Annotated in this window: 22 protein-coding genes and 1 tRNA gene; 9 read left to right on the plus strand and 14 right to left on the minus strand. The window is 63.9% G+C overall.

The features are described from left to right. Positions 1-304: 304 nt before the first annotated feature. Positions 305-1,027: a chromophore lyase CpcT/CpeT gene (locus tag NTZ43_07950; protein MCX5767137.1), complete on the plus strand. Its 723-nt coding sequence runs from the start codon at positions 305-307 to the stop codon at positions 1,025-1,027. Between the two features lie 85 nt (positions 1,028-1,112). Here the strand turns inward: NTZ43_07950 and NTZ43_07955 are convergent, their stop codons facing one another. Beyond that, positions 1,113-2,390, minus strand: a complete 1,278-nt coding sequence (locus tag NTZ43_07955) for an amidohydrolase family protein (GenBank protein MCX5767138.1) — start codon at positions 2,388-2,390, stop codon at positions 1,113-1,115. Position 2,391: 1 nt separating this feature from the next. Next, positions 2,392-3,594 carry an amidohydrolase family protein gene (locus NTZ43_07960; GenBank protein ID MCX5767139.1) on the minus strand — a complete coding sequence of 401 codons (1,203 nt, stop codon included), beginning with the start codon at positions 3,592-3,594 and terminating at the stop codon, positions 2,392-2,394. 246 nt (positions 3,595-3,840) lie between these two features. On the opposite strand from NTZ43_07960, the gene NTZ43_07965 reads away from it, so the two are divergent. Beyond that, positions 3,841-4,746: a M55 family metallopeptidase gene (locus NTZ43_07965; GenBank protein ID MCX5767140.1), complete on the plus strand. Its 906-nt coding sequence runs from the start codon at positions 3,841-3,843 to the stop codon at positions 4,744-4,746. A 1-nt stretch (position 4,747) separates the two neighbouring features. Here NTZ43_07965 and NTZ43_07970 read toward each other — a convergent pair whose 3' ends face one another. The 7 genes from NTZ43_07970 to NTZ43_08000 all read right to left on the minus strand — a co-directional run bounded on the left by NTZ43_07970 (position 4,748) and on the right by NTZ43_08000 (position 11,027). Further along, positions 4,748-5,347 carry a hypothetical protein gene (locus tag NTZ43_07970; protein ID MCX5767141.1) on the minus strand — a complete coding sequence of 200 codons (600 nt, stop codon included), beginning with the start codon at positions 5,345-5,347 and terminating at the stop codon, positions 4,748-4,750. Further along, positions 5,344-7,461 carry a M1 family metallopeptidase gene (locus tag NTZ43_07975; GenBank protein ID MCX5767142.1) on the minus strand — a complete coding sequence of 706 codons (2,118 nt, stop codon included), beginning with the start codon at positions 7,459-7,461 and terminating at the stop codon, positions 5,344-5,346. Before NTZ43_07975 ends, NTZ43_07970 begins: the two co-directional genes overlap by 4 nt. Before the next feature lie 146 nt (positions 7,462-7,607). Continuing rightward, positions 7,608-8,240, minus strand: coding sequence for a HupE/UreJ family protein (locus NTZ43_07980; GenBank protein ID MCX5767143.1), 633 nt, complete (start codon positions 8,238-8,240; stop codon positions 7,608-7,610). 21 nt (positions 8,241-8,261) lie between these two features. Continuing rightward, positions 8,262-9,506, minus strand: a complete 1,245-nt coding sequence (locus tag NTZ43_07985; GenBank protein ID MCX5767144.1) for a serine hydrolase — start codon at positions 9,504-9,506, stop codon at positions 8,262-8,264. A gap of 38 nt (positions 9,507-9,544) precedes the next feature. Beyond that, on the minus strand, positions 9,545-9,805 hold the full coding sequence (locus NTZ43_07990) for a hypothetical protein (protein ID MCX5767145.1): 261 nt from the start codon (positions 9,803-9,805) through the stop codon (positions 9,545-9,547). An 80-nt stretch (positions 9,806-9,885) separates the two neighbouring features. Then, complete coding sequence (locus NTZ43_07995) at positions 9,886-10,554, minus strand: hypothetical protein (protein MCX5767146.1); 669 nt, start codon at positions 10,552-10,554, stop codon at positions 9,886-9,888. Between the two features lie 98 nt (positions 10,555-10,652). Continuing rightward, positions 10,653-11,027 carry a hypothetical protein gene (locus NTZ43_08000; protein ID MCX5767147.1) on the minus strand — a complete coding sequence of 125 codons (375 nt, stop codon included), beginning with the start codon at positions 11,025-11,027 and terminating at the stop codon, positions 10,653-10,655. Positions 11,028-11,554: 527 nt separating this feature from the next. On the opposite strand from NTZ43_08000, the gene NTZ43_08005 reads away from it, so the two are divergent. The 3 genes from NTZ43_08005 (at position 11,555) to NTZ43_08015 (ending at position 13,785) form a co-directional block, all read left to right on the plus strand. Further along, positions 11,555-11,644 (plus strand) — tRNA-Ser (locus NTZ43_08005). 63 nt (positions 11,645-11,707) lie between these two features. Continuing rightward, the gene (gene gltX / locus NTZ43_08010) at positions 11,708-13,171 is read left to right on the plus strand and encodes a glutamate--tRNA ligase (protein MCX5767148.1); all 1,464 of its coding nucleotides are present in this window, start codon (positions 11,708-11,710) and stop codon (positions 13,169-13,171) included. Then, on the plus strand, positions 13,168-13,785 hold the full coding sequence (locus NTZ43_08015; protein MCX5767149.1) for a hypothetical protein: 618 nt from the start codon (positions 13,168-13,170) through the stop codon (positions 13,783-13,785). Before gltX ends, NTZ43_08015 begins: the two co-directional genes overlap by 4 nt. A gap of 68 nt (positions 13,786-13,853) precedes the next feature. On the opposite strand, the gene NTZ43_08020 is transcribed toward NTZ43_08015, so the two are convergent. After that, positions 13,854-14,099, minus strand: coding sequence for a VF530 family protein (locus NTZ43_08020; GenBank protein MCX5767150.1), 246 nt, complete (start codon positions 14,097-14,099; stop codon positions 13,854-13,856). A 47-nt stretch (positions 14,100-14,146) separates the two neighbouring features. Between NTZ43_08020 and NTZ43_08025 the strand changes: the two genes are divergently transcribed. After that, positions 14,147-14,605: a YaiI/YqxD family protein gene (locus tag NTZ43_08025; GenBank protein MCX5767151.1), complete on the plus strand. Its 459-nt coding sequence runs from the start codon at positions 14,147-14,149 to the stop codon at positions 14,603-14,605. On the opposite strand, the gene NTZ43_08030 is transcribed toward NTZ43_08025, so the two are convergent. Both NTZ43_08030 and NTZ43_08035 read right to left on the minus strand, forming a co-directional pair. Next, positions 14,580-15,407, minus strand: coding sequence for an FkbM family methyltransferase (locus NTZ43_08030; protein ID MCX5767152.1), 828 nt, complete (start codon positions 15,405-15,407; stop codon positions 14,580-14,582). The two genes, NTZ43_08025 and NTZ43_08030, sit on opposite strands and share 26 nt — an antisense overlap. A gap of 46 nt (positions 15,408-15,453) precedes the next feature. Then, positions 15,454-17,352 (minus strand): ATP-binding cassette domain-containing protein, encoded by a 1,899-nt coding sequence (locus NTZ43_08035; protein ID MCX5767153.1) that lies wholly within the window; start codon positions 17,350-17,352, stop codon positions 15,454-15,456. A gap of 111 nt (positions 17,353-17,463) precedes the next feature. On the opposite strand from NTZ43_08035, the gene NTZ43_08040 reads away from it, so the two are divergent. From NTZ43_08040 to NTZ43_08050, 3 genes are all read left to right on the plus strand, one after another. After that, the gene (locus tag NTZ43_08040; protein MCX5767154.1) at positions 17,464-18,174 is read left to right on the plus strand and encodes a hypothetical protein; all 711 of its coding nucleotides are present in this window, start codon (positions 17,464-17,466) and stop codon (positions 18,172-18,174) included. Beyond that, the gene (locus NTZ43_08045; protein MCX5767155.1) at positions 18,161-19,441 is read left to right on the plus strand and encodes an Nramp family divalent metal transporter; all 1,281 of its coding nucleotides are present in this window, start codon (positions 18,161-18,163) and stop codon (positions 19,439-19,441) included. Before NTZ43_08040 ends, NTZ43_08045 begins: the two co-directional genes overlap by 14 nt. 114 nt (positions 19,442-19,555) lie before the next feature. Beyond that, entirely contained in the window at positions 19,556-19,885 is a 330-nt protein-coding gene (locus NTZ43_08050) for a hypothetical protein (protein ID MCX5767156.1), read from the plus strand. Here the strand turns inward: NTZ43_08050 and NTZ43_08055 are convergent, their stop codons facing one another. Both NTZ43_08055 and NTZ43_08060 read right to left on the minus strand, forming a co-directional pair. Next, entirely contained in the window at positions 19,886-20,893 is a 1,008-nt protein-coding gene (locus NTZ43_08055) for a hypothetical protein (protein MCX5767157.1), read from the minus strand. Then, complete coding sequence (locus NTZ43_08060) at positions 20,890-21,672, minus strand: ABC transporter permease (protein ID MCX5767158.1); 783 nt, start codon at positions 21,670-21,672, stop codon at positions 20,890-20,892. The genes NTZ43_08055 and NTZ43_08060 overlap by 4 nt, the downstream gene beginning before the upstream one ends. Between the last annotated feature and the right edge of the window lie 68 nt (positions 21,673-21,740).

A 21,740-nucleotide genomic window follows, 5' to 3' on the forward strand; every position in this document is an offset into this window, starting at 1 on the left:
GCATGGGGATCACCGCATGCGTGCCAGCACGTGAGGGCCGACTGTCGGGGCAACCAAATCCAGCCGACAGTGTCGAACGAGGAGCGCCGCTTGAAGGACCAGCAGTTCGCGACGCGAATTACTCTCTGAAACATCGCCCTTTCCCGCGGCAGGACAAGGGACAAAGTGTCCGCGCACCGTGCGGGCGTTCCGCACCCGTTGTCTCTCTCCCACCGTGATCGCCACTCCTGCATCGAAGGGGCCCGCACCGTATGATTCGTTGGTGGAGGCGCTTTGCTGTCGCGGCTTGGAAACGGAGGATCGCATGACCTTGGGCACCGTACCACGCATCGTCGCCGCAGCGCTATGCCTCGCGCTGTGTCTCGCGCTGCGGGCCGCGCCCGACGCCGAACTCGCCACGATCGCCGCCTGGCTCCCCGGCACCTACGACACGTTCGCACAAGCGTCCGCCGACGAGTCGAGCAGCGCGACGTACCAGCATGTGCGCGCGGTGCTCACGGTCACGCCCGTCGCCCTGACGGCACCGGATCCGGATGCGTTCGCCTTTTACCTGGAGCAAGCGCTCGAGGGGCAGGAGCGCGAACCCTATCGGCAGCGCGTCATCGTGCTGCGGCGGCGGAACGGCACGATCATCAACGAACTCTATCGCCCGCGGGACGCGCGATCACTCGTGGGCTTCGCTGGAGCGACGCCGCTCTCGCTTGGCGATTTCAACCGTGAGGCGGGGTGTGACGCGTCGTGGGAGCGTGCCTCGGATTCCACGTTCCGCGGTTCGGCCGGTATGCAGGAACGCTGCCCGTCGACGCTGCGCGGCGCGACACACGCGCGATCGACGTTCGCGTTGAGTCAGGAGTTCTTCGTGACGCTCGACCAGGGCCTCGGCGACGACGGCGCCGTCCACTGGGGTCCGCCGCTCGGCGTGAAAGGGCATGTGTTCGTGAAGCGGCCGCATGCGCGAGCGGCAAGCGCCGAGGCCAGCGGCACCGCACACACCACGCCCTCTCGACGCGTGAAAGTAACCGGCTAGGGTTTCGGAGCGGATGCTGTAAGGCCCTCCAACAACAAAGCCCCACGACACCAGTCGTGGGGCTTTGGCATTTCCGAGGCTCACATCACTTCTTGTGCACCAACTCCCCATTCACATACGTCCGCTGCACCCATGACTTCACGCTGAGCGGAGGCCCGTTCAAAATGATGACGTCCGCATCCTTCCCGACCTCGAGCGTCCCAACGCGGTCGGCAATACCGAGGATCTTGGCCGGAACAATCGTCACCGCCTTGAGCACGTCGGCCTCCGACATGCCATAGCCCGCCGCAATGGCGGCATCCACGAGCAACCACTTCCCGCTCCCCGACGGCGCGAGCGAACCAAAGGCGCGCGAGAACGTCGCGATAGCGGTCGTGACGCCGGCCGCGGTCAGTCGACCCGCGAGCCGCTCGTCCACCGGCGGATAGTCGGTCTTGTCGGGGATCTCCTCGTTGCTCACATACGGATTTGAGAGCTGCCCGAGAATCACCGGAATGTGCCGCGCCGCGAGTTCCGTTCTGAACTCGTACGCCATAGCGCCACCGTCAATAATCACATCGAGGCCAAACTCTTCGCCAAGCCGCAGCGCGGAGCGGATGTCCGTGGCGTTGTTCGCCTGAATGCGCGCCGGGATTTCGCGCCGGAGCATCGCACCAAGCGCTTCGTTGCCGAGGTCGCGCGGCAGGTCGGGCTTGGCCTGCTTGTTACGCTGATACTCCTGCGCTTTGATGAGCGCCTGCCGAATGAGCGCCACCTCGGCCATACGCGTGTACGGGTCGCGGTTGCGAGCGCGCGCCGCTGTTTTTGGCGGCGTGCCGAGCGTCATGTCCATCGACGCCGGATTGCGCACCACAAGCGCGTCGAGCGAGTTGCCCGCGTTCTTGACAATGAATCCCTGCCCGCCAATGAGCGTGGCGTCGGCCGGACTCAGGTACATCGTGGTCACGCCGCCGGCGAGCAGTTCCTTATTGCGCAGCGGCGCAGGCTTGCCTTCACCGAAGGTGCCGTACGGGTTATAGCTCTCAAAGGCACGCAGCGCCGGCGTGATGGGATCGCTCGCTTCATTCTGGTCGCTGGCCTCTAGGCCAATCTGCGATGCGGCGTCAATCACGCCCGGCATCACGTACATCCCCTTTGCGTCAACAATCTCGGCGCCCTGCGGGATGGCAATATCCGCACCAACCGCGGCAATTTTTCCGCCGCGAATGATGACCGTCCCATTGGGAATAGCGGGGCCGCTAATGGGCAGCACCGTACCGCCGCGAATGGCAATGACCTTCTCCTGCGCGGCAAGCGGCTGCGTCGCGAGCGTCGCGGCCACGAACAACGACGCGAACATGGAAGTGATCGTCTGGCGGGTCATGTTAGTTCCCCTCCTTGGCGCGTTCAAAGATCACCTTGCCATTCCCCACCACCACATCCACACGCGAGCGTGGCTCGTACCACGCGCCATCAAAGATCACGATGTCGGCATCCTTGCCGACTTCCAAACTGCCCACGCGATCACTCACGCGCGCAATCTGCGCGGCGTTGAGCGTCACCATCTTGAGCGCTTCTTCCTCTGGAATGCCGTAGCGCATGGCGATCGCGGCGCAGAGGCGAAGCCATTTCTGATTGATCACGGGCGCATCGGTGTGCATCGCGATTTTGACACCGGCCTTCCAAAGCACATACGGACCAGCCATCGCATCATCGGTCGCCCCAATGCGAGGGCCCAGTGGAAGCACCACCGCCGACACGCCGCGCTTGGCGATCTCCGGAGCCACCTTATAGGCCTCGGTGGAATGATGCAGCGTCAGCTCAAAGCCGAACTCATCCTTGAGGCGCAGCAACGTCATCACATCCGTCGCGGCGTGCACGTGCGCGCGCACGTACGTCTTTTTGGTGAGGACGTCGGTCATGGCCTCGTAGCCAAGGTCACGAGCCGGCGGTGCTCCCTTTTGGCCCTCGTCGGTGAACTTCTTTTGCGTGGCCATATACTCCTGCGTGCGAATCAAATACTGACGCAGATTGGCGGCCACGCCCATCGTGGTGGTGGGATACCGGTCACGCGACTTGGCGCCCATCGCGAACTTCATGCCGCCTTTTTCGAGCAGGAGGCGTTGGTCGAGCTTGTCGCCAAAGGTCTTGATGACAATAGCCATGCCGCTCACATTTTCGCCGCTCCCGGGGCCAGTGACGATCGTCGTCACGCCGCCACTCACCGCATCATTGAAGTCGGTGTCGCCGAGGTCGAGCGCGTCAATAAAGCGATGCTGCGGGCCAATCAGCATCGGCGAGTCATTGAGGTCCGAAACTTTCGCGCCAATGTGTGAGTGATTGTCGATCATCCCAGGGATGACGTCCTTCCCCGCGGCCTCGATAATACGTGCGCCGGCTGGCGCGGCCACCGATGCCCCAATGGCGGCGATCTTTCCGTCGCGAATGAGAATAGACCCATTCACGATGGGCGCACCCGACGCTGGGTGAATCGTGGCCCCGCGGATGAGCGTGACGTCGCCCTGACCGAGAAGCCACGACGGCGCACTCAACAGCACGAGCGCGGAGAATAGCCGAGCAGGATGCATAACAACCCTCGGGGTGATATCACATGAAGAATGCCAGCCAGAAGCACAACCGTGCGGCGATACGCTAGAGTCTGCCGCTCTCAATGGCAAGGGTCACGCCCGCTCATGGAGCGCCGGCATGGCCCGCTCGGCCGCGACGCCCGTTGCGCCGTTTCGCCCGCCGCGGTGCGCTGTGTAGCGCCATGGCCTATGCGGCACCATACTTCCACCAGCCGATTATGCACCCTCCTTTCCGAGAGTATCTCGATGCTGAAGCCGATCACCGCCGCGCTCTGCCTCCTCGCGCTGGCCGTCGCGCCGCTCGCCGCCCAACGCCCAGTCAAAGTCTTTATCTCCATTGATATGGAAGGCATTGGCGGGGTGGTGACTGCCGAACAACTCGGCCCCACCGGCTTTGAGTACAATCGCTTTCGCGAGTTTATGACCGCCGAAGCGCTCGCGGCCATCGCGGGGGCTCGCGAAGCGGGCGCCACAGAGTTTGTGGTGGCCGACTCGCACGGCAACATGCAGAACTTGCTCATTGAGCGCTTCCCAGCCGGCGTCACCATCATCCGTGGCTCGCCGCGTCCGCTCATGATGATGGAAGGGATCGACTCGACCTTCGCAGCCGCCTTCTTCATCGGCTACCACCCGGCGACCACCAACGCCGTTGGGGTGCGCGCCCACACCATTTCCAGCGCCACGTTCTCCAAAGTCTCGCTCAACAATCAGGCGTTGGCGGAGTCGGGGCTCAACGCCACAATCGCTGGCTACTTTGGCGTGCCGGTAGTAATGATCTCCGGCGACGAGCAGGCGGTGGCCGAGTTGCAGAAATTCACCTCGGCATACGGCAGCGCTGAGGGTGCGGTGGTCAAGCGCCCGATTTCGTTTCATGCGGCGGCGGTGATGACGCCTGACGCATCGCAGGCGATCATCCGGGCAAAAGCCAAAGCGGCCATCACACGCTTGAAGGATTTCAAGCCAGTTCCGGCACGCGGGCCGTGGGCGTTGGAACTCAGCTACAAGAGCTACACGCCGGCCGAGATGATGGCGTATATGCCAGGCACGGAGCGGGTGGACTCACACACGGTGCGTTTCAAGGCAGCGAGCATCATCGACATCTCGCGGTTTATTGAATTCGCGCTCTCGTACCGCGCTGACCTGACGCCGTAAGCTAGAACTTCAGCAGCTGCTCACTCCGGTCGCCCGCATGAAAGTACAGCGACCGGCGCTCCCCACTGGGCTCGCGATTGACGATCACCAGGTTTTGTTGATCGTCAAAGCTGTCGAAGAGGAGCTGTACTTTGAGCCCCAAGCTCCGCGCCGGCGTGCTCGCCTTCCACTGCATGAGCACCCACCACACCGGCTGATCGCCGTCAAGGTCACCACCGCCGTCAATCACCTCGCCGGTGAGTGCCACACCGTCGGCGCGCACCACGAAGCGCGGCACCATATAGGCCGCGATCGCTGCTTTCGAGGTGGCGTCGTCGGTGATCTTGCGCTTGAGCGCTTTTTCGAAGTCATCGCGAAATATTCGCACGCGCGCCAACACTACTGGCCCGTCGAGCACGAGTCGAGTGGACGTAATGTGTGTGTTGTGACGCACGGTCAGCGTCGGCGCATCATTCATTAAGCGCCCCGTCGGCGCAGCAGCGGCGAGCGTCACCGCCCCCAGCCCCATGACCGCGAATGCGGCCACCTGCGGCCGCATTCGCGTCGCGAGCACCTGCCGCACGCGCGCCACTGTCGACGCGCGTGCTTGGTTCAGTCTCACGGCAACGGCTTCCGCTCTGGCGCCGTCCACGTGTTGTTCTGACGGTTCACGTCGGCCAGCACTTCGTCCGGATCGGCCACCACTTTCTGGAGTGGCTTGTCCGAGAAGAATCCATAGGTGAAGCTCTTCTCGTCATACCGCCACACGTCCGCGGGGAGGGTGATCTTCCCCTTGGTGCCGTCGGCGTAGGTGATGCCGAGTTGAATGGGCATCACGAGCCCGCCCCGCTGCTCAACCGTAATGCGGTGATAGAACTTCCCCTTGCTCGTGCTCCCCACCAGCTCGGCGGCGTTCTGCGTGTTCACGTCGGCAATGGCCTGATCGTTGGCATAGGTGGTGTAGAACATGCCGCGCCAGAACCAGTTGAGATGCTCGCCCGCCCCGTTCACAATCGTACGGAAGAAATCGGCCGGCTGCGGTTTCTTGAACGCCCACTTTTCGGCGTATTCCTTGAAGCCGCGATCAAAGGCCGCGGGTCCGAGCACCTGCTCGCGGAGCATCACGAGCGTGGCGGCGGGCTTGCTGTACCCTTGATTGCCATAATTCGCAAAGACGAGATCCGACTCCGTCATCAACGATGTTTGATTGGCGTCCTGCATGTACGGCACAATCAACTTGGCCGGGCCGCGACGCGTGGGATAGGCGGGATCCCAGTCCTGTTCGGCGTAGTACTGCACGAAGGAGTTCATCCCTTCGTCCATCCATCCCCAGCGGCGTTCGTCGCTGGCAAGAATCATCGGGAACCAGTTGTGTCCCACCTCGTGAATGGTCACCGAGATCAAGCGATACTTGAGCGATTCGTCATACGTGCCGTCCGGACGCGGACGCGCGCCACAGAACGCGATCATCGGATATTCCATGCCGCCCACAGAACCGTGAACGTTGCTCGCCACCGGATACGGATATTCGATGGTCATACGACCGTAGGTGACCATCGTCTGCTTGATGGCCTTGGTGCTGTATGTGTTCCAGAGCGGCATTGCGTCGCGCGGATACACCGAGTGCAGTTCAATCAGTCGGCCGCCTGGCTTGTAGCGAAAGCCCATGGCGTCCCACACAAACGTACGCGAACTCGCCCAGGCAAAGTCGCGCACATTCTTGGCGGTGAAGTGCCAAGAAATTGGCGCCGCCCCAGCCGGACGCGCAGAGGCCTTGGCCACTTCTTCCGGACGCACAATAAACACGGGCGTGTCGGCCGCCATCGCCTGCGCCAAGCGCGAGCGCTGCACCGCCGTAAGGGCGTCATTCGGATTCTGCAACACACCCGTGGCGCGCACGATGTGATCGTGCGGCACCGTGACCGTCACATCAAAATCACCGAACTCCTGATAGAACTCGCCCTGGGAGTAGAACTGGTCGTTGGTCCAGCCGCTCACGTCGTCGTACACGGCGGCGCGGGGATACCACTGCGCAATCTCGTAGAGCCAACCGTCCTTCACTTTGTCGCGCGCATTGCGCTGGGTGTTGTGCCCATTCTCGGGAACGCGGTACGCCCAGTCCACCTCGAGCGACACGGCATGCCCACTCGCGAGCGGCGCGGGGAGATCAATGCGCATGGACGTGCCATTCACATAGAAGGCCGCCGGGTGCAGCGAACCGTCAGCCGCCACCGTCTGCACTTTCACGATGCGCATACCGAGGTCGGCCACATCCGTGTCGCCAAAGCCGAGCAGCTTGAGCGTGGCGGGCGACACCTGCGCGATTCCCTTGGGGAGCGCGCGCGCCGAGAGTGTGGCGCGCGAATCCTGCCGCTCCACATTCTGGTCGAGTTGGAACCAGAGATAGCCGAGTTCGTTGGGCGCGTTGTTGTGATAGGTCACGCGCTCGTGGCCGGTAATCTCGTGACGCACCGTGTCGAGCGCGGCGCGCATAACGTAGTCCACCTTCTGTTGCCAATATTTGGGGCCAGGTGCGCCGCTGCCGGTGCGATACTCGTTCGGCGTGGGCCACTGTTCCATGCCGCGGAAGTTCGACTGGTTCACCTTTTTGGAGCTGTCCGCATTGAGCCACTGCGGCCCGTTCTGTCCTGGCGGCGGCGCGGGGCGTTGCGCCTGCGCATTCACCGCACCTACCACGAGCAGCGCAATGGCCGAAATCTTTTTTAACTGGTCCACGTCTATCTCCCGTTGTCGTCAACGAAGCTACGTGAGAGCGCCACATCGGTCGCGGGGGAGGTACGCCGACGCGGATGCGAACGTCGCCAAATCCTATCCACAAACAATATCACCGAGACCCGCAACTCAGTGAGGTTACTCCCCGCCTAGTCCCCCACCATCGCTACGAGGCGGGTAAGGAGCAGCGTCAGCCCCGCGGCGCCGGCGGCCATCCCAATCGTGAGCACCCAGCTGCGGCGCGACACCCCGAGCCACCGAAGCGCCACCACACCGAGGGCAAAGATGGCGCTCACAATTAGCAGTTGCCCCGCCTCAATCCCAACATTGAAGCCGAGCAGTGGAACAGTCACCGATTGCTCAGCGCCGAGAATCGCGCGCAATCCAGAGGCAAAGCCCAATCCGTGCACGAGGCCAAAGCCGCAGGCAATGCCAAAGCGCCCGCGCCACGCGGTCCGCTCTTCCCCACGGGTCGCGGGCGCCACGATCTGATTGCGCACCGCGAATGCGGCGGTGGCCACAATCGTCAGCGCGATGAGCGGCTCCACCAGCTTGGCCGATGGGCGCACTACATCGAACGTGGCGAGCGCGAGTGTAATCGAGTGGCCAACGGTGAAGCCGGTGATGAGCCACGCCACTCGTTTCCACTTGCGCGGTCCATACGCCGCCGTCAGCGCCGCGACGAACAGGATGTGATCCCAGGCACCGAGCGCGACGATATGGTGAAAGCCGACGCGAAGATACAGCGCGAACTCGGACAGGCTCGGTACCTCAGAAAGCAACGTGACGGGTGGTGGCCCCTGCTATCTCACGAACTCGGCTACAAACGCACGCGTCAGCTCGTTGAGAAACGCACTATTGGTCGCGTTGGTCATCACCACGAGCCCCACGTTGCGCTCTGGGTAGAACACCATCGTCGCCACGAAGCCTTCGTCGCGTCCGCCGTGTGAGAAATTGAAATCGCGGCCGCTCCCGCCAACCTCAGCGCCGAGCCCCCACCACCCAACGTTTGGCCGTGCGAGCGGTCCGGTGGTGGGAAGCCGCACCTGCGGCCGCAGCATCTCACGCGCCATCGCGCTCGAGAGCAGGCCCCCGCTTTCGCCGCGATACGACCGCATCATCCCAATCCCCCACCGCGCCAGATCACTCGGCGTGGTCCACAACCCAGCGGCGGCCATCTCGGGATACACGTGCCACCGCCCCGCAACGGCAGTGTCGGGCTTTTCGTGCCCAGAGGCGGTCTCCGACGCGCGCGCGGCGGGGATCGGATTCTCGTAGGTGCTTCGCTTCATCCCCATTGGGGCAAGCACTAACCGCTGCATCAGCGCGACAAACGGTTCACCGGTGGCGTCGGTGGCCGCGAGCTGCGCCACGGTGATGCCGCCGCCCGAATAGAGCCAGCGCGCGCCCGGCGTGGTGTCGTTGCGTACGGCGCCCGTGTTGGACGGGGGCACGCTGTCGAGCAACTGCGGCACGGTCGGTACCGGCTTCCCCACTTCGTAGCCGGGAAATCCCCACACGGTGAGTCCGGCAGAGTGACTGAGGAGTCGCCGTAAGGTGACCTTCTCTTTTTCGGTAAAGCGACTGTCGGGAAGCTTCCACGACTTGAGTGCGTCGTTGATGTTTGCGTCGAGCGAGAGCGTGCCCTTGTCCACAAGCGCCATCGCCCCCGACGTAAAGACAGGCTTGGAGATAGAACCCGCCAAGAAGAGCGTGGTGCTGTCGACCGGCGCGGGCTTGCCTGCCTCTTTGCTCCCATAGGCACGCACCCACGCCACTTTGCCGTCCACCACGAGGGCGACGCTCGCGCCGGTCACATGCAGTCGCGCCATTTCTTCGGCAACGGTCATGTGTGCGGCCGCTGTGGCCGCAGTGGTCGCAGGGGTCGCAGGGGTCGCAGTTGACGTCGGCGCCGGCGCGCGCTCGAGGGAGCGCACCATGTGGTCGGCGCGGTCAGCGACGGATTGCGCCGAGGCAACGGTGCTGAAGCTGAGGGCCGTGCCAAGCAACAGGGCGACACGACGCGAGGTGCCAAGGGAGAAGAGCATGGACTCAGAGTGGCTGAGGTGAGCGAGCGCAACACGCATCAGTCGTTCGACCGGCTCGACGGCGGTGACCCCGCCTCCAGGCGAGCGGTGAATCGCTGCAATTCTCCAGCACGCTCAACCTCAATGGCGATGGCCTCCACGGCGGCCTCGATGCGTTCGAGGCGCGCCTCAACGCCGAGCGGCTCCGACGGGAGCTGCAACTGCCGCATACGAACCACAGCCTCTGTGACGGCCTTCGTCACAACGACGATCGTCGTACAGCCGCCAATAATGAGAGCGATTTGTGACGCGGGGTTCAACAGACTCGCCTCGGGGGTTGAGATTCGAGATTCCTTACGGATCAAGGAATACTATGGTGTCAGCCCCGAGGCGGCTTCCCCTACCGCGGCCCCATCGCCTGCGCGGCCTCATTCAGCCGAGCCTCAAGCTCGCTCACGCGGCGTTCCAACTCAGCCGATGCGCCGCCCGCGCCGGCCGCGCTATCCGCTCCGCCCGAGCCGCCTGCAGCGCTCGAGGCCGCCTCTACCGCCCCGCGCCTTACGAAGCGGACATACCCAAGCGCCATCGTGATCGCCAACGCTCCCGCCATCACGAGGAATCTGGCGACCGAGCTGTCATCGGAGCCGATGATCCACCCCACACCGTAGAGCATCGTGAACACGCCGCCGAGCAGGAGCCCATTGCTGATCACGGGGAGTTGATCGGCGCGCACGAGGGAAACGGCCATCAGGATGGTGGCGAACACCATCAAGATGACGCTGGTGCTGCGAACCCACGGTTTGCGTGCCTCTGAGGCTTTATCGAGGAGCGCGGCGCGTTCGCGATTCAGCTCCTTGATTTGATCGCGGTCAGAAGCCGGCAACTCACTGGCGGGCCGCGACTCTCGAAGGGCTTGCTCGCGTCGCGAAAGATCGCGGAGCTGCGTTTCGTATTGGTCAGGCGGGGCGTGAAAGGTGTACACCCCAACGCCCACAAACGCCGTCAGCATGAGCCCGAGAAAGAACGAGAAGATGATCCGGAGCCCGTCGCTTTTACCTGAGGTGGCCATGCCTGTCATCCTCCGCTACGTGGGGGGCGGCGTCGACGCACACACCGGTACTGGCCGCCTCTTCGCGTCCAGCGCGCTGGCCGAACACCACCGAAAGACTAACTATTGCCCCGCGCCAGGTCATCGAACTGGTCTTGATGGGCGTTCGTAAGACGGGCCAATGCCTGCGCCAGCTCCGTAATGCGCGCCTCGGCAAGCAAGAGGCGACTCGCGATTGGGCTGTCGAGGGAAAACCGCGCGAGTTGCGCGCGGACATCCGAACTCTCCGCCACATCGAGGCGCTCGAGTGCGGCCACGAGCGACTCGCGGTTCGACGCATGCAACCATTGAACCCGTTTGCCGTGGCGCAGTTGGCGGATGTAGCTCGGGTTCACGCCCCACATGCGGGCGGCCTCCACGTGCGACAAGCCGCGCGTTTTTTCTAAGAACTGCTCCACGAGCGTGGCCGCGTCCACGCTGGGCAAAATGGACATAGGGTTCAGACTCCTTCGAGAAGGGGGATTGCTCGATGGCTCCGACCATGCAATACGTATCAAACAGCAACGGCTTCGAAATGCGTGCTAAACGGCACTGCCGAAAACCAAACCGCGCCAACTACGAAAAATCCCGCCGCAGTGACGAGCCTTAGATAGTCATTAGTAGAGGCGGAGGTGGACGCGACCGTCCCGCCGAACGCGATCCTGTCGTCGGCAAAGCAACGGATGCCAGCGTCTGCGGCTCCATCTGTCGGTTCAGATCCCTGGGGGGGGAAGCGATCGACCAACTGGGGATAGCCTACAACGAACTATTTGTTAGCTCTCTTTGGTAATCCCAGCAAGAGCTAAGTAACCGGTAACTTGGATACCTTATTATGGTGGCCCGGTACAAGCGACGTCAAGGTAATGCCTCGCGGGAGCCCTCCGAGCGGCTGTTAGAGCCCTGCAAGTCGCCCTGCCGGCGAGCTTTACACACCCCCCGCACCCGGTCATCTTTCTTGTTCTGTGCGCCGTTTGCGCCCAGAGGAGACGTGGCAGAGAGGCTGAACGCGGCGGTTTGCTAAACCGTTATACGGGGTCAACCTGTATCGAGGGTTCGAATCCCTCCGTCTCCGTTCTGCGGGCCCGCCGACAGTTTCGGTGGGCCCGCGTCTTTTTTTCCGGTATCTTTGCTCCCTATGACTGCCTCCGCCGTCCGCGTCCGCTTTGCCCCCTCCCCTACGGGCTATCTGCACGTGGGGGGCGCACGCACCGCGCTCTTCAACTGGCTGTTCGCCCGCCAGCTGGGAGGCGTCTTCCTGCTCCGCGTGGAAGACACCGACAAAGCGCGTAGCACCGAGGAATCCACCGCGGCCATTTTCGAAGGGCTGCGCTGGCTGGGGCTCGCGTGGGACGAAGAGGTGGTCTACCAGGGATCGCAGCCTTTTCTCGAACGGCATCAGCGCGATGCCCGCGCGATGCTGGAGAGCGGACACGCCTACCGCTGCTTCTGCACTGCCGCCGAACTCGACGAGCGGCGCAAAGAAGCCGAGGCTCGCAAAGATTCCTTTAAGTACGATCGCCGTTGCGACCGCCTGAGCGCGGATGATGTTGCCGCGCGCGTGGCCGCGGGCTCGCCATTCGTCATTCGCTTTCGTGTTCCGGAAGGTAGCACCGGCTGGCACGACATGGTGCACGAGGACATTGCGTTCCCCAACAAGGACATCGAAGACTTCGTCATCCTCCGTTCCGACGGCACCCCCATCTACAACTTGGCGGTAGTGAGCGACGACATCTTCATGCGCATCTCGCACGTGATGCGCGGCGACGATCACATTTCCAACACGCCCAAGCAGATTCTGCTCTATCAGGCGCTGGGGGCCGCGCTCCCCGTGTTCGCGCATTTCCCCATGATTCACGGGCTCGACGGCAAAAAGCTCTCCAAGCGCCACGGCGCCACCGCCGTGGGCGACTATCAACACCTCGGCATTCTCCCCGAAGCCATGTGCAACTTCCTCGCACTTATGGGCTGGAGCCCTGGGGGCGATCGCGAAGTCATGACCATGACGGAGATGACCGAATTGTTCAGCGAAAGCGGCTTGCTCAAAAAGGCGGCGGTGTTCGACACAAAAAAGCTCGAATGGATGAATGGCCAGCACATTATTCGCCTTCCCCTCGACGACATTGCCGCGCGCGTGTTGCCATCGATGGTGGCCACGGGGCTCGTCACGGCCGCTGAGCTTGAGGCCAAGCACGCGTGGTACCTGAGCCTGATCGACTTACTGCGCGCCCGCGCCCGCACCCTCGGAGAGATCGCCGAGATGGCGAAGCCCTTCCTCGTGCAGACCGTGACGTACGACGCCGCAGCCGCTGCCAAAGCGTGGAAGGATCCCGCGGAAGCACGCGCGGTGCTCAGTGCCGCGCACGAAACGCTGGCCGCCTGCGGCACGTGGGAACGTGCGGCGCTCGAAGCGGCGCTCACCGCACTCGGTGAAGCCAAAGGACTGGGCGCCTCCAAGCTGCTGGCGCCTATTCGCGTCGCGCTCACCGGCCTGAGCAATAGCCCAAGCATTTACGACATGCTGCCGATTGTTGGCCGCGAGCAGACGCTCGCACGACTGGCGGCCGCCGAGCAGCATCTCGCCGGACAGACGGCCGCGTGATTCGCGCTGCGCTCTCGCCTATTGAGCAGCAGGTGTACCACTTCCTGCTCGACTATCTCGCGGAACACACGTTCCAGCCGAGTGTGCGGGACATTGGCGAGGCGCTGCGCATTCCGAGCACCAAGTCCGTCGTGGATCTGCTTGGTGCACTTGAGCGCAAAGGCTATGTCACGCGTGAACCCGGACGCTCACGCGGGGTGACGCTGGTGGGCTACGCCGGCGGACTCGGCACTGCGCCGGTGCCGGTGCTGCGCCCGGTGGCCGGCGCGGCCGAGTTGTTGCCCGACGGCTACCTGACGCTCGACCGCACGATGATGCCGACCGCCGAGGTGTTTCTCGTGCGCGTATTTCCGGGCGACGCGCCCGCGTTCGGCATTCGCGAAAATGATTTGGTGATGGTCCACCCGTCACAGCGCGCGCGCGAGGGCGATGCGGTGGCGGTGCGCGTCGGCGGCGCGGTCCTCGCGCGCGCGATGGAACGTCGGGGCGCCACGCTGGTGCTGGACAACCCCGGTGCCGGCGCTGAACTCGAGCTCGGCCCCGGCGACGACTACTCGGTGCTCGGCGTGATTATCAGTGTGATTCGCCTCCCTGCTCCGCCAGCACTCGGATAACGATTCTCGTCTGCCGCAACGCCGGTCTCGTGTCACGGCACAGCCGATGGAGCACGGCCGCCGATCGACTAGGGCTTCGGCTTGTTGCGTTTGTGGTACATCTCGAGATACAGCTGCTCAACTTTGTCGCGCGCCCAGGGCGTGCGGCGCAGGAACTTGAGGCTCGAGCTCACACTAGGATCGGTGGTGAAGCAGGCGATCTTCACGCGCCGCCCCATCCGCTCCCAGCCGTACCACTCCACCATCTCGGTGAGCATACGCTCAAGGGTGACGCCGTGGAGCGGGTTGCTGGAGTGATCGTGTGGGGTGGTCATGAACGTGAACGATTGCCTACTGACGCGCGCGGCGCCAGCTTGCGCCCATGAAACTTTGGATTGACGCCGACGCCGCGCCCATGATGGTGAAGGAGGTCTGCTTCCGCGCCTCCGACCGGCTCAAGCTCGATGCCGTCTTTGTGGCCAACCAGCGGGTGCCCCTGCCGCCGGGCTATACGCACCTCACCGCCGTGCGCGTGGACTCGGGTGCCGACGAAGCCGACCGGTATATCGCCGAGCACGCCGAGGCTGGCGATGTGGCCGTCACGGCCGACATCCCGCTCGCGGCGTTGCTTGTGCCCAAGGGTGTGGTGGTGATTGATCCGCGCGGCGAGGAGTACACGCCGGAGATCATCGGCGAGCGACTCTCGGTGCGCAACTTCATGGACGAGCTGCGCGGGCAAGGGGTTGAGACGGGCGGGCATGCGCCGTATGGCGCCAAGGAGAAGCAGGCGTTTGCGAATGCGCTGGACCGCGCGCTCACGCGGGCGATGCGGGGGCGATAATGGGCAGCAGAAAGAGGTGCACGCGCTTGTCGATGGGGACGGCAGCATCGTACGGCACGGGCGCCTGGTCGTCGTCCCACTGAACCCACACGTGGTATCGCTCGACGCCAATCACGTCGAGCAAAGCCTGTACGGACGCACCGTACTGGGCCAACTGCTCGGTGTGCACTTCGATGGCCAGTTTGGGGCACGTTGCCAAAATCTTTGGCGCGCCCTGTAGCACCTGGAGCTCGAACCCCTCGACATCAATTTTCACGAACGTCGGGGCGAGGTGCGCGAAGTCATCCAGCCGGATCATGTCAACCGCGACGCCACGTCCTGACTTGAGCACCGACGCATTGGATTCGGTACTGATGGTGATCGTGCGATTGGCATCACCGATCGCCTGTTGTTGGAGCGTCACGTTGGCAAGGTTGTTCTGCCGCATATTGCGTTCAATGATGCGCGCGTTCGACGGCAGCGGCTCAAAGGTCACGACCCGGCCCGCCGCCCCCACCCACCGCGAGAGGACGATGGCGGTGCAGCCATGATGGCCGCCGCACTCCAGCACGACGTCCCCTGGCACCACGACATGGTCGCGCAGGAACCGCATTTCCGGCCAGTGCGGATCGGTGCTCTGCAGATCGTACCAGTCGCGGCCGTCGCGATCGCCAATCCAGAAATCAAACTCCACGCCCTCGACGTTCTTATGCTTGAGGTACGGTTCAATGGGCGGATGGCGGAGACGGTGTAGGAGTCGCTTGACCGCGTCCCGAATCGGCCGAGGCACCGCTCGCTTGATCATTCGAATCGCTTGCTTCATGCGCCGCTCCGTCGCTCTGGGTTTCTACCCGCACTCCCTTGTTGCATCAGCCTTCGGTCGAGAGCAACTCCAACGCCTCCCAGCGCGCCGTTGCCTCGGCGATCTGCCGTTCCAGTGACGTGAGACGCGTGCGCGCCTCTGCCACGGCGGCGCCGTCTCGGAGCAGCGCTGGGTCGGCGAGCGAAGCATACACCGAGGCGCGCTGAAGTTCGAGCGCGTCAATAGAATCCGGAAGGGCAGCCAGTTCTGTCGATTCTTTGAATGACAACTTCCGTTTTTTCGGAGACTTTGCGGCGGGCGGCGGCGCGGCGCGCTTGACGCGCGCGGCGGCGGCAAACGCGGCCGCTGCGGCATCCCGCTGACGTACCCAGTCGGCGTAGCCGCCCACATACTCGCCCACGCGTCCGCCACCTTCAAACACCAGCGTGCTCGTCACGACGTTATCGAGAAACGCACGATCGTGACTGACGACCATGAGCGTGCCCGAAAAATCGAGGAGCAGTTCTTCGAGGAGGTCGAGCGTTTCGATATCGAGGTCGTTGGTCGGCTCGTCGAGCACGAGCATGTTGAACGAACGCGTGAAGAGGCGCGCCAGCAGCAGGCGGTTGCGCTCGCCGCCGGAGAGTGCCTTGACCGGCGTGCGCGAGCGATCCGGCGAAAAGAGAAAGTCTTGCAGATAACTCAGTACATGTTTCTGCGCACCGCCCACGGTAATCCAGTCGGCGCCGTCGGCGATGTTATCGAACACGCTCCGCTCGGGCTCGAGTTGCTCACGCAGCTGATCGAAGTACGCCACTTCGAGGCCGGTACCGGTGCGAATGGTACCGGAGTCCGGCGCGAGTTCGCCGAGCAGGAGGCGGAGGAGTGTGGTCTTGCCGGAGCCGTTGGGGCCAATGAGCCCCACGCGATCGCCACGCGTGATGGTGGTGCTGAAGTCGCGGACAATGGATTTATCTCCGCGAGCGAAGTTCACCCCGCGCGCTTCGACCACCAGTCGCCCTGACCGTTCGGCTTCCTGCGCTTGGAGTCGCACGGTGCCCGTGCGTTCGCGCCGCTCGCCGCGCTCCACGCGGAGCGCCTCCAGCGAACGCACGCGCCCTTCGTTGCGCGTACGGCGCGCTTGAATACCAGTGCGAATCCACACTTCTTCCTGCGCCAGCTTCTTGTCAAAGTCGGCCCACTCTTTGGCTTCGACTTCAAGCGCTGCCGCTTTGCGCTGCAGGTAGGTGTCGTAGTCGGCGCCCCAGTCCACGAGGCGGCCGCGGTCGAGTTCCACAATGCGCGTCGCCACGCGACGCAAAAAGGCGCGATCGTGCGTGACGAATACGAGCGTCACGCCGCGATCAATCAGGAACTGCTCCATCCACTCCACCGCATCCACGTCGAGATGGTTGGTGGGCTCGTCGAGCAACAGAATGTCGGGCTGGCGCACGAGGGCACGCGCAAGCAGTGTCTGCCTTTTGCGCCCGCCTGAGGCGGAGGCAAAGGGGAGATCGGCGTCGAGTCCGAGGTGCTCGAGTACGGTGTCCACGCGCGACGCCATTTCCCAGGCGTTGGCGGCGTCGAGGGCGTGGTGCAACCGGTCGAGTTCGCGGAGCGCCGCGTCGGTAGCGTTGGCGCCCACGTCGTGGCTCGCCTGATGGTAGCGCGCGAGCAACTGCCCAGCGTCGCCGAGCCCGGCGGCCACCACGTCAAACGTGGTGCCGTGCACGTCGTCTGGCACTTCCTGTTCCAGTCGTGCAACGGTCACCCCGGTCTGCCGCACAATCTCGCCGCTGTCGGGGACCATCGATCCGTCGAGCAACTTCATGATCGTGCTCTTCCCCGCCCCGTTACGGCCGAGCAGGCAGACGCGCTCGCCGCGCTCGATGGCGAAGCGCGCGTTCGCGAGAACTGGGGGGCCGCCAAAGGCGATGCCAATATCCTGCATGCCCAAAAGGGCCATAACTACTCGGAAAGGGCGGAGTGGGGTCCAACCATACGCTGACCCTCAAATTACGACTGTGCGTGGTGCCACGCACTATTTTCCTGAGAGAATGTTTACCCACTCCAGCCTATGAAGCCCTTCCGACGGCTCGGCGAGGCCACTGCGCCCGACGGCACGGTGCTGTCGCTCTTCGAACACGACGGCGCCTACCTGATGCGCGTCAACGGCGTGGAGTTGATGTCCACCCGACGCCACCAGTCGGAGGACGCGCTGGCGGAGATGGCGTGCACGCCGCTGCGGGAGCTACCGGCCGTTCAGGTGCTCATTGGCGGACTGGGGCTCGGCTTCACGCTCAAGGCCGCGCTTGCATTGCTGGCACCAGACGCCCGCGTGATGGTTGCAGAAATCGTCGGTGCGGTCATCGACTGGAACCGCCATCCTGAATACACCGCGCTCGCGGGCGACGCCCTGCGCGATTCGCGTGTGGAGATGCGCCACGCCGACGTCGCGAAAGTGCTCGCCGAGCATCCCGCCACATTCGACGCCATCATGCTCGACGTGGACAATGGCGCGGCCGCGCTCACGAACGCTGGCAACGCGAAGCTGTATCGAGCCGCCGGCATTCAAACTGCGATCGCCGCGCTCCGCCCCGGCGGCCGTTTGGCGTACTGGTCGGCCGATGCCGACCACGCCTTTGCTACGCTGCTCCGGAAAGCAGGACTCGCGGTCGCGATGACGGCCGTGCCGGTATACGGTACCTCCCGCTCCATGCACACGTTGTTGGTGTGCACCGTCAAACCACCGCCGCGACGCCGCGCCGAACCGAATGCCGAACGCTGACCGCGAGGCGCCGCAGCGGAGCGCCGTAAACCGGTTCTTCCATGACCTCGGCCCGGGGCTCATCACGGGCGCTGCGGACGATGACCCCTCTGGCATTTCGACGTACTCGGTGGCGGGCGCAACCTTTGGCTATGCGCCGCTCTGGACCGCGCTCTTTGCTTTTCCGCTGATGGCCGCGGTGCAACTGATGTGCGCGCGACTGGGCCTCGTGAGTGGTCGCGGTTTGGCGGGCGTCGTCAGGCGCTACTACCCGCGCTGGGTGCTCTGGAGCGCGTGCGGCGTGCTCGTGGTGGCGAATGTGTTCAACATCGGCGCCGACCTTGGCGGCATGGCGGCCGCTACTGAGATGGTCACAGGAGTTCGCGCCGCCGTCTGGACCCCCGTGTACGCGGTTGTGCTGGTGGCGGTGTTGGTCTTTTCTTCGTACCGCTTAATCGCGCGCGTCTTCAAATGGCTGACGCTCGTGCTCTTTGTGTACGTGATTGCCGCCTTCATGGCGCATCCGGACTGGAGCGCCGTGCTGCGCGCCACCTTTATTCCGCACATCGAGTGGTCGCGCTCGTTTCTTGCAATGTTTGTCGGCATCCTCGGCACGACGATCAGCCCGTACCTCTTTTTCTGGCAGGCGTCGCAGGAAGTGGAAGTGGTGGAGTCGCGCGGGAGGCGGTCGTCGACGAAGCGCGACCACGCCAGCGACGAGGAACTCCGCGCGGCACGCGTCGATGTCTTTACGGGAATGCTCTTTTCCGGCGTGGTGATGTACTTCATTGTGCTCACGTCCGCCGCAACCGTGAACGCGCACGGTTCGGCCCACATTGCCACCGCGCAGGACGCCGCCGAAGCGCTACGCCCCGTGGCGGGCAATGCCGCCTATTTACTCTTCACGCTCGGCATCATCGGTACCGGAATGCTCGCGGTGCCGGTCCTCGCAGGTTCGGCGGCCTATGCGATTTCGGAAGCGGAGTCGTGGCGCGGCAGTTTGGATGACCGTCCGAGGATGGCGCCCCGTTTTTACCTCGTGGTGACGCTCGCCATGCTCCTCGGCCTCGCGCTCGCGGCGGCGGGTTTTGACGCGGTCAAAATGTTGTTCTACGCCGCCGTCCTCAACGGCGTGCTCGCACCGCCGCTGATTGTGCTGGTCACAATGCTCACCAGCAACCGCGAGGTGATGGGCGCGCGCGTGAACTCGCCGCTGCTCCGGGGGATTGGGTGGCTCACCGCAACAGTCATGACGGTTGCGGCTATCGGGATGTTTGTGACGACGTAACGCTACGTAGGCGGACGGGGCGTGCGTTATGCCCCCTTCCCCGACTGCGGACGGCGCGGGCGCGACCAAGTTTGACGGTGAGGGGTTGGAAGATCACCTGCACCGGAGGGTCATATGGCCGTCCTTACCCACACCCACGACATCGCTGCCGCCGCCGCGCGCACACAGAAGAAAGCCGCTGCCGCATTCAGGAATGGTCGCGATGCCACCGCCGACGTCCTCGAAACAGCCGCCGATCGGATCAACGCTGGCGCAGATCGCGTAACGACCGTGGCGCATGACACCGCGGATACCCTTGAGAACACCTCCGCGCTCCTGCGCGGCAATCGCAAACGGACGGTGGCGCGCAATGTCCGGGCGCTCATCAAGGAACACGCGGGGCTCGCGGTGATCGGCGCGATTGTGCTCGGGTTTGTGAGCGGGCGCGTGTTCCGTCGCGACTGACTAGAAGATCCGTAGCCTGACGTAGCGTCCCGGATTCGCCTTGATGTCGGCGACGAGTGCATTGAGCTGCACCATCAAGGAGTCGCTGCGGCGGTAGAGCGAGGGGTCGTTGACGAGCAATCCCAACGACCCCTGTCCGCTGTTCACCTTCTTCAGTACCGAATCGCCATTCGCCAGGAAGCTGTCGAGGCGCCCCTGCGTGGCGGTGAACTTTTCGACGAGTTCGCGTACCTGAAGCGTGGCGCGACGCAGGTCCACCGACGCCACGGCAATGTTGTCCACGACTTTCCGCACGTCGCCCGAGGTCGCGGAGGCGTCGAGCTGTTCCGCCATGCGTTGCGCATTCGCCGCGGTTTTGTTGAGTGACGTCACCGCCGCGCGCAGTTGGACCGCCACGGTGTCGAGGTCCGATGCATGCGCGCGCACTGTGGTCGAGAGCACCGTGGAAAGATCGGCGACATTCCGGATGGAGTTGCGCAACTCGCGCGCAGCTTGGTCGTCGAACGCCACCTGCACGCGTGCGGCCACGCTCGCCACGTCGCCGGCAATCTGCCCCGCCACCGCCGTCAGTTTGCCGATCCCAGGTAGCGAGGCGCCAGCCAACACGTTCCGCTCGCCGGTGGCTTCGGCAATTTGCTGACGCACCGTGACGTCGGCCGGGAGCGCACTGCGCTCGAGAATGGTCGCCTGCCATTCGCCAAAGAGACTGGACTCGTTCAGAAGCACCACCGCGTTGGGCGGCATCTCCATGGTGCGGTCGAGCTTCATCCGCACATGCACCCAACCGGCGGGCGCCAACTCAATCGCCTGCAATCGTCCGGCAATCACGCCACGAATCACCACGGCGTTGCCGACGCGCGCGTTCCCCACGTCACGCACCCGCGCGACCACCTCACTCCGCCGCTGCCCGAAGTCGGATTGCTGGACCCACGCGAGCGAGGCGAGGAGCGTGACAATCACCCCCAGCACCACCACGCCAACGATCACATCACTGGTTCGGTTCTTCATGGAGCAGTTGCCTCCCGTCCGAGCAACCAAGTCACGGCCCAAAACGCGTCGAGCACCAGAATCATCACCGCCGAGTAGACCACGGCCGATGTGCAGGCACTCCCGACGCCCACGGCTCCGCCCTGTGCATTCAACCCGCGGCGCGCACCAATGAGGGTGACCGCAAGCCCAAAGCTCGCCGACTTCACCAGCCCGTAGCGCACATCAAACACTTGAAAGAACAGTCGCAATCCTTTGAGGAACTCGGCGCTCGACACATTCAGCAAGAGACCCGACGCGGCCCATCCGCAAAAAACGCCCATCACCATAGCCGCGGCGACAATCACCGGAAACATCAACGTCCCCGCCAGCACGCGCGGCACCACGAGATACGCGAGCGGATCGTACGCGAGCGTCTCGAGCGCGTCGATCTGCTCGGTCACGCGCATCGTCCCGATCTCGGCGGCGATGTTGGCGCCGACGCGCCCCGCGAGCGCGAGGCCGGTGAGTACCGGTGCCAGCTCGAGGATCACCGTCTTACCGACGAGCGTGCCAATAAAATAGAGCGGCACGGCACCGGTAAACGAGTAGCTCGCCAGCAACGCGAGAACGATGCCCGTAAACGCGGCAATGAACAATCCAATGGGGAGCGAGTCCACACCCAGTCGCCGCGCCTGATCCATAAACAACGGCGCCCACGTTCGCACTTCTCCAAACGATCGCGCCGTCTCACCCAGAAAGCGCGCCGTGGCGCCGAGGTCGGCGATCCGTTGACGCGTGCCTCGCCCGATTCGCTCCACCCAAGACACGAGAGCCGAAGGCGAGCCCGCTAGTGGGGAACTGGTAACCGGCGTCATACTATTGAGAA

Source organism: Gemmatimonadota bacterium, assembly GCA_026387915.1.
Taxonomy (GTDB): domain Bacteria; phylum Gemmatimonadota; class Gemmatimonadetes; order Gemmatimonadales; family Gemmatimonadaceae; genus Fen-1231.

Bases quoted from the DNA above. Each gene is read 5' to 3' on its own strand.
- NTZ43_07950 (MCX5767137.1), top strand. From the start codon at position 305: ATGACCTTGGGCACCGTACCACGCATCGTCGCCGCAGCGCTATGCCTC.
- NTZ43_08025 (MCX5767151.1), top strand. From the start codon at position 14,147: ATGAAACTTTGGATTGACGCCGACGCCGCGCCCATGATGGTGAAGGAG.
- NTZ43_08000 (MCX5767147.1), bottom strand. From the start codon at position 11,027: ATGTCCATTTTGCCCAGCGTGGACGCGGCCACGCTCGTGGAGCAGTTC.
- NTZ43_08020 (MCX5767150.1), bottom strand. From the start codon at position 14,099: ATGACCACCCCACACGATCACTCCAGCAACCCGCTCCACGGCGTCACC.
- gltX (MCX5767148.1), top strand. From the start codon at position 11,708: ATGACTGCCTCCGCCGTCCGCGTCCGCTTTGCCCCCTCCCCTACGGGC.
- NTZ43_08040 (MCX5767154.1), top strand. From the start codon at position 17,464: ATGAAGCCCTTCCGACGGCTCGGCGAGGCCACTGCGCCCGACGGCACG.
- NTZ43_07955 (MCX5767138.1), bottom strand. From the start codon at position 2,390: ATGACCCGCCAGACGATCACTTCCATGTTCGCGTCGTTGTTCGTGGCC.
- NTZ43_08030 (MCX5767152.1), bottom strand. From the start codon at position 15,407: ATGAAGCAAGCGATTCGAATGATCAAGCGAGCGGTGCCTCGGCCGATT.
- NTZ43_08035 (MCX5767153.1), bottom strand. From the start codon at position 17,352: ATGGCCCTTTTGGGCATGCAGGATATTGGCATCGCCTTTGGCGGCCCC.
- NTZ43_07985 (MCX5767144.1), bottom strand. From the start codon at position 9,506: ATGCTCTTCTCCCTTGGCACCTCGCGTCGTGTCGCCCTGTTGCTTGGC.
- NTZ43_07960 (MCX5767139.1), bottom strand. From the start codon at position 3,594: ATGCATCCTGCTCGGCTATTCTCCGCGCTCGTGCTGTTGAGTGCGCCG.
- NTZ43_08055 (MCX5767157.1), bottom strand. From the start codon at position 20,893: ATGAAGAACCGAACCAGTGATGTGATCGTTGGCGTGGTGGTGCTGGGG.
- NTZ43_08045 (MCX5767155.1), top strand. From the start codon at position 18,161: ATGCCGAACGCTGACCGCGAGGCGCCGCAGCGGAGCGCCGTAAACCGG.
- NTZ43_07965 (MCX5767140.1), top strand. From the start codon at position 3,841: ATGCTGAAGCCGATCACCGCCGCGCTCTGCCTCCTCGCGCTGGCCGTC.
- NTZ43_08050 (MCX5767156.1), top strand. From the start codon at position 19,556: ATGGCCGTCCTTACCCACACCCACGACATCGCTGCCGCCGCCGCGCGC.
- NTZ43_07995 (MCX5767146.1), bottom strand. From the start codon at position 10,554: ATGGCCACCTCAGGTAAAAGCGACGGGCTCCGGATCATCTTCTCGTTC.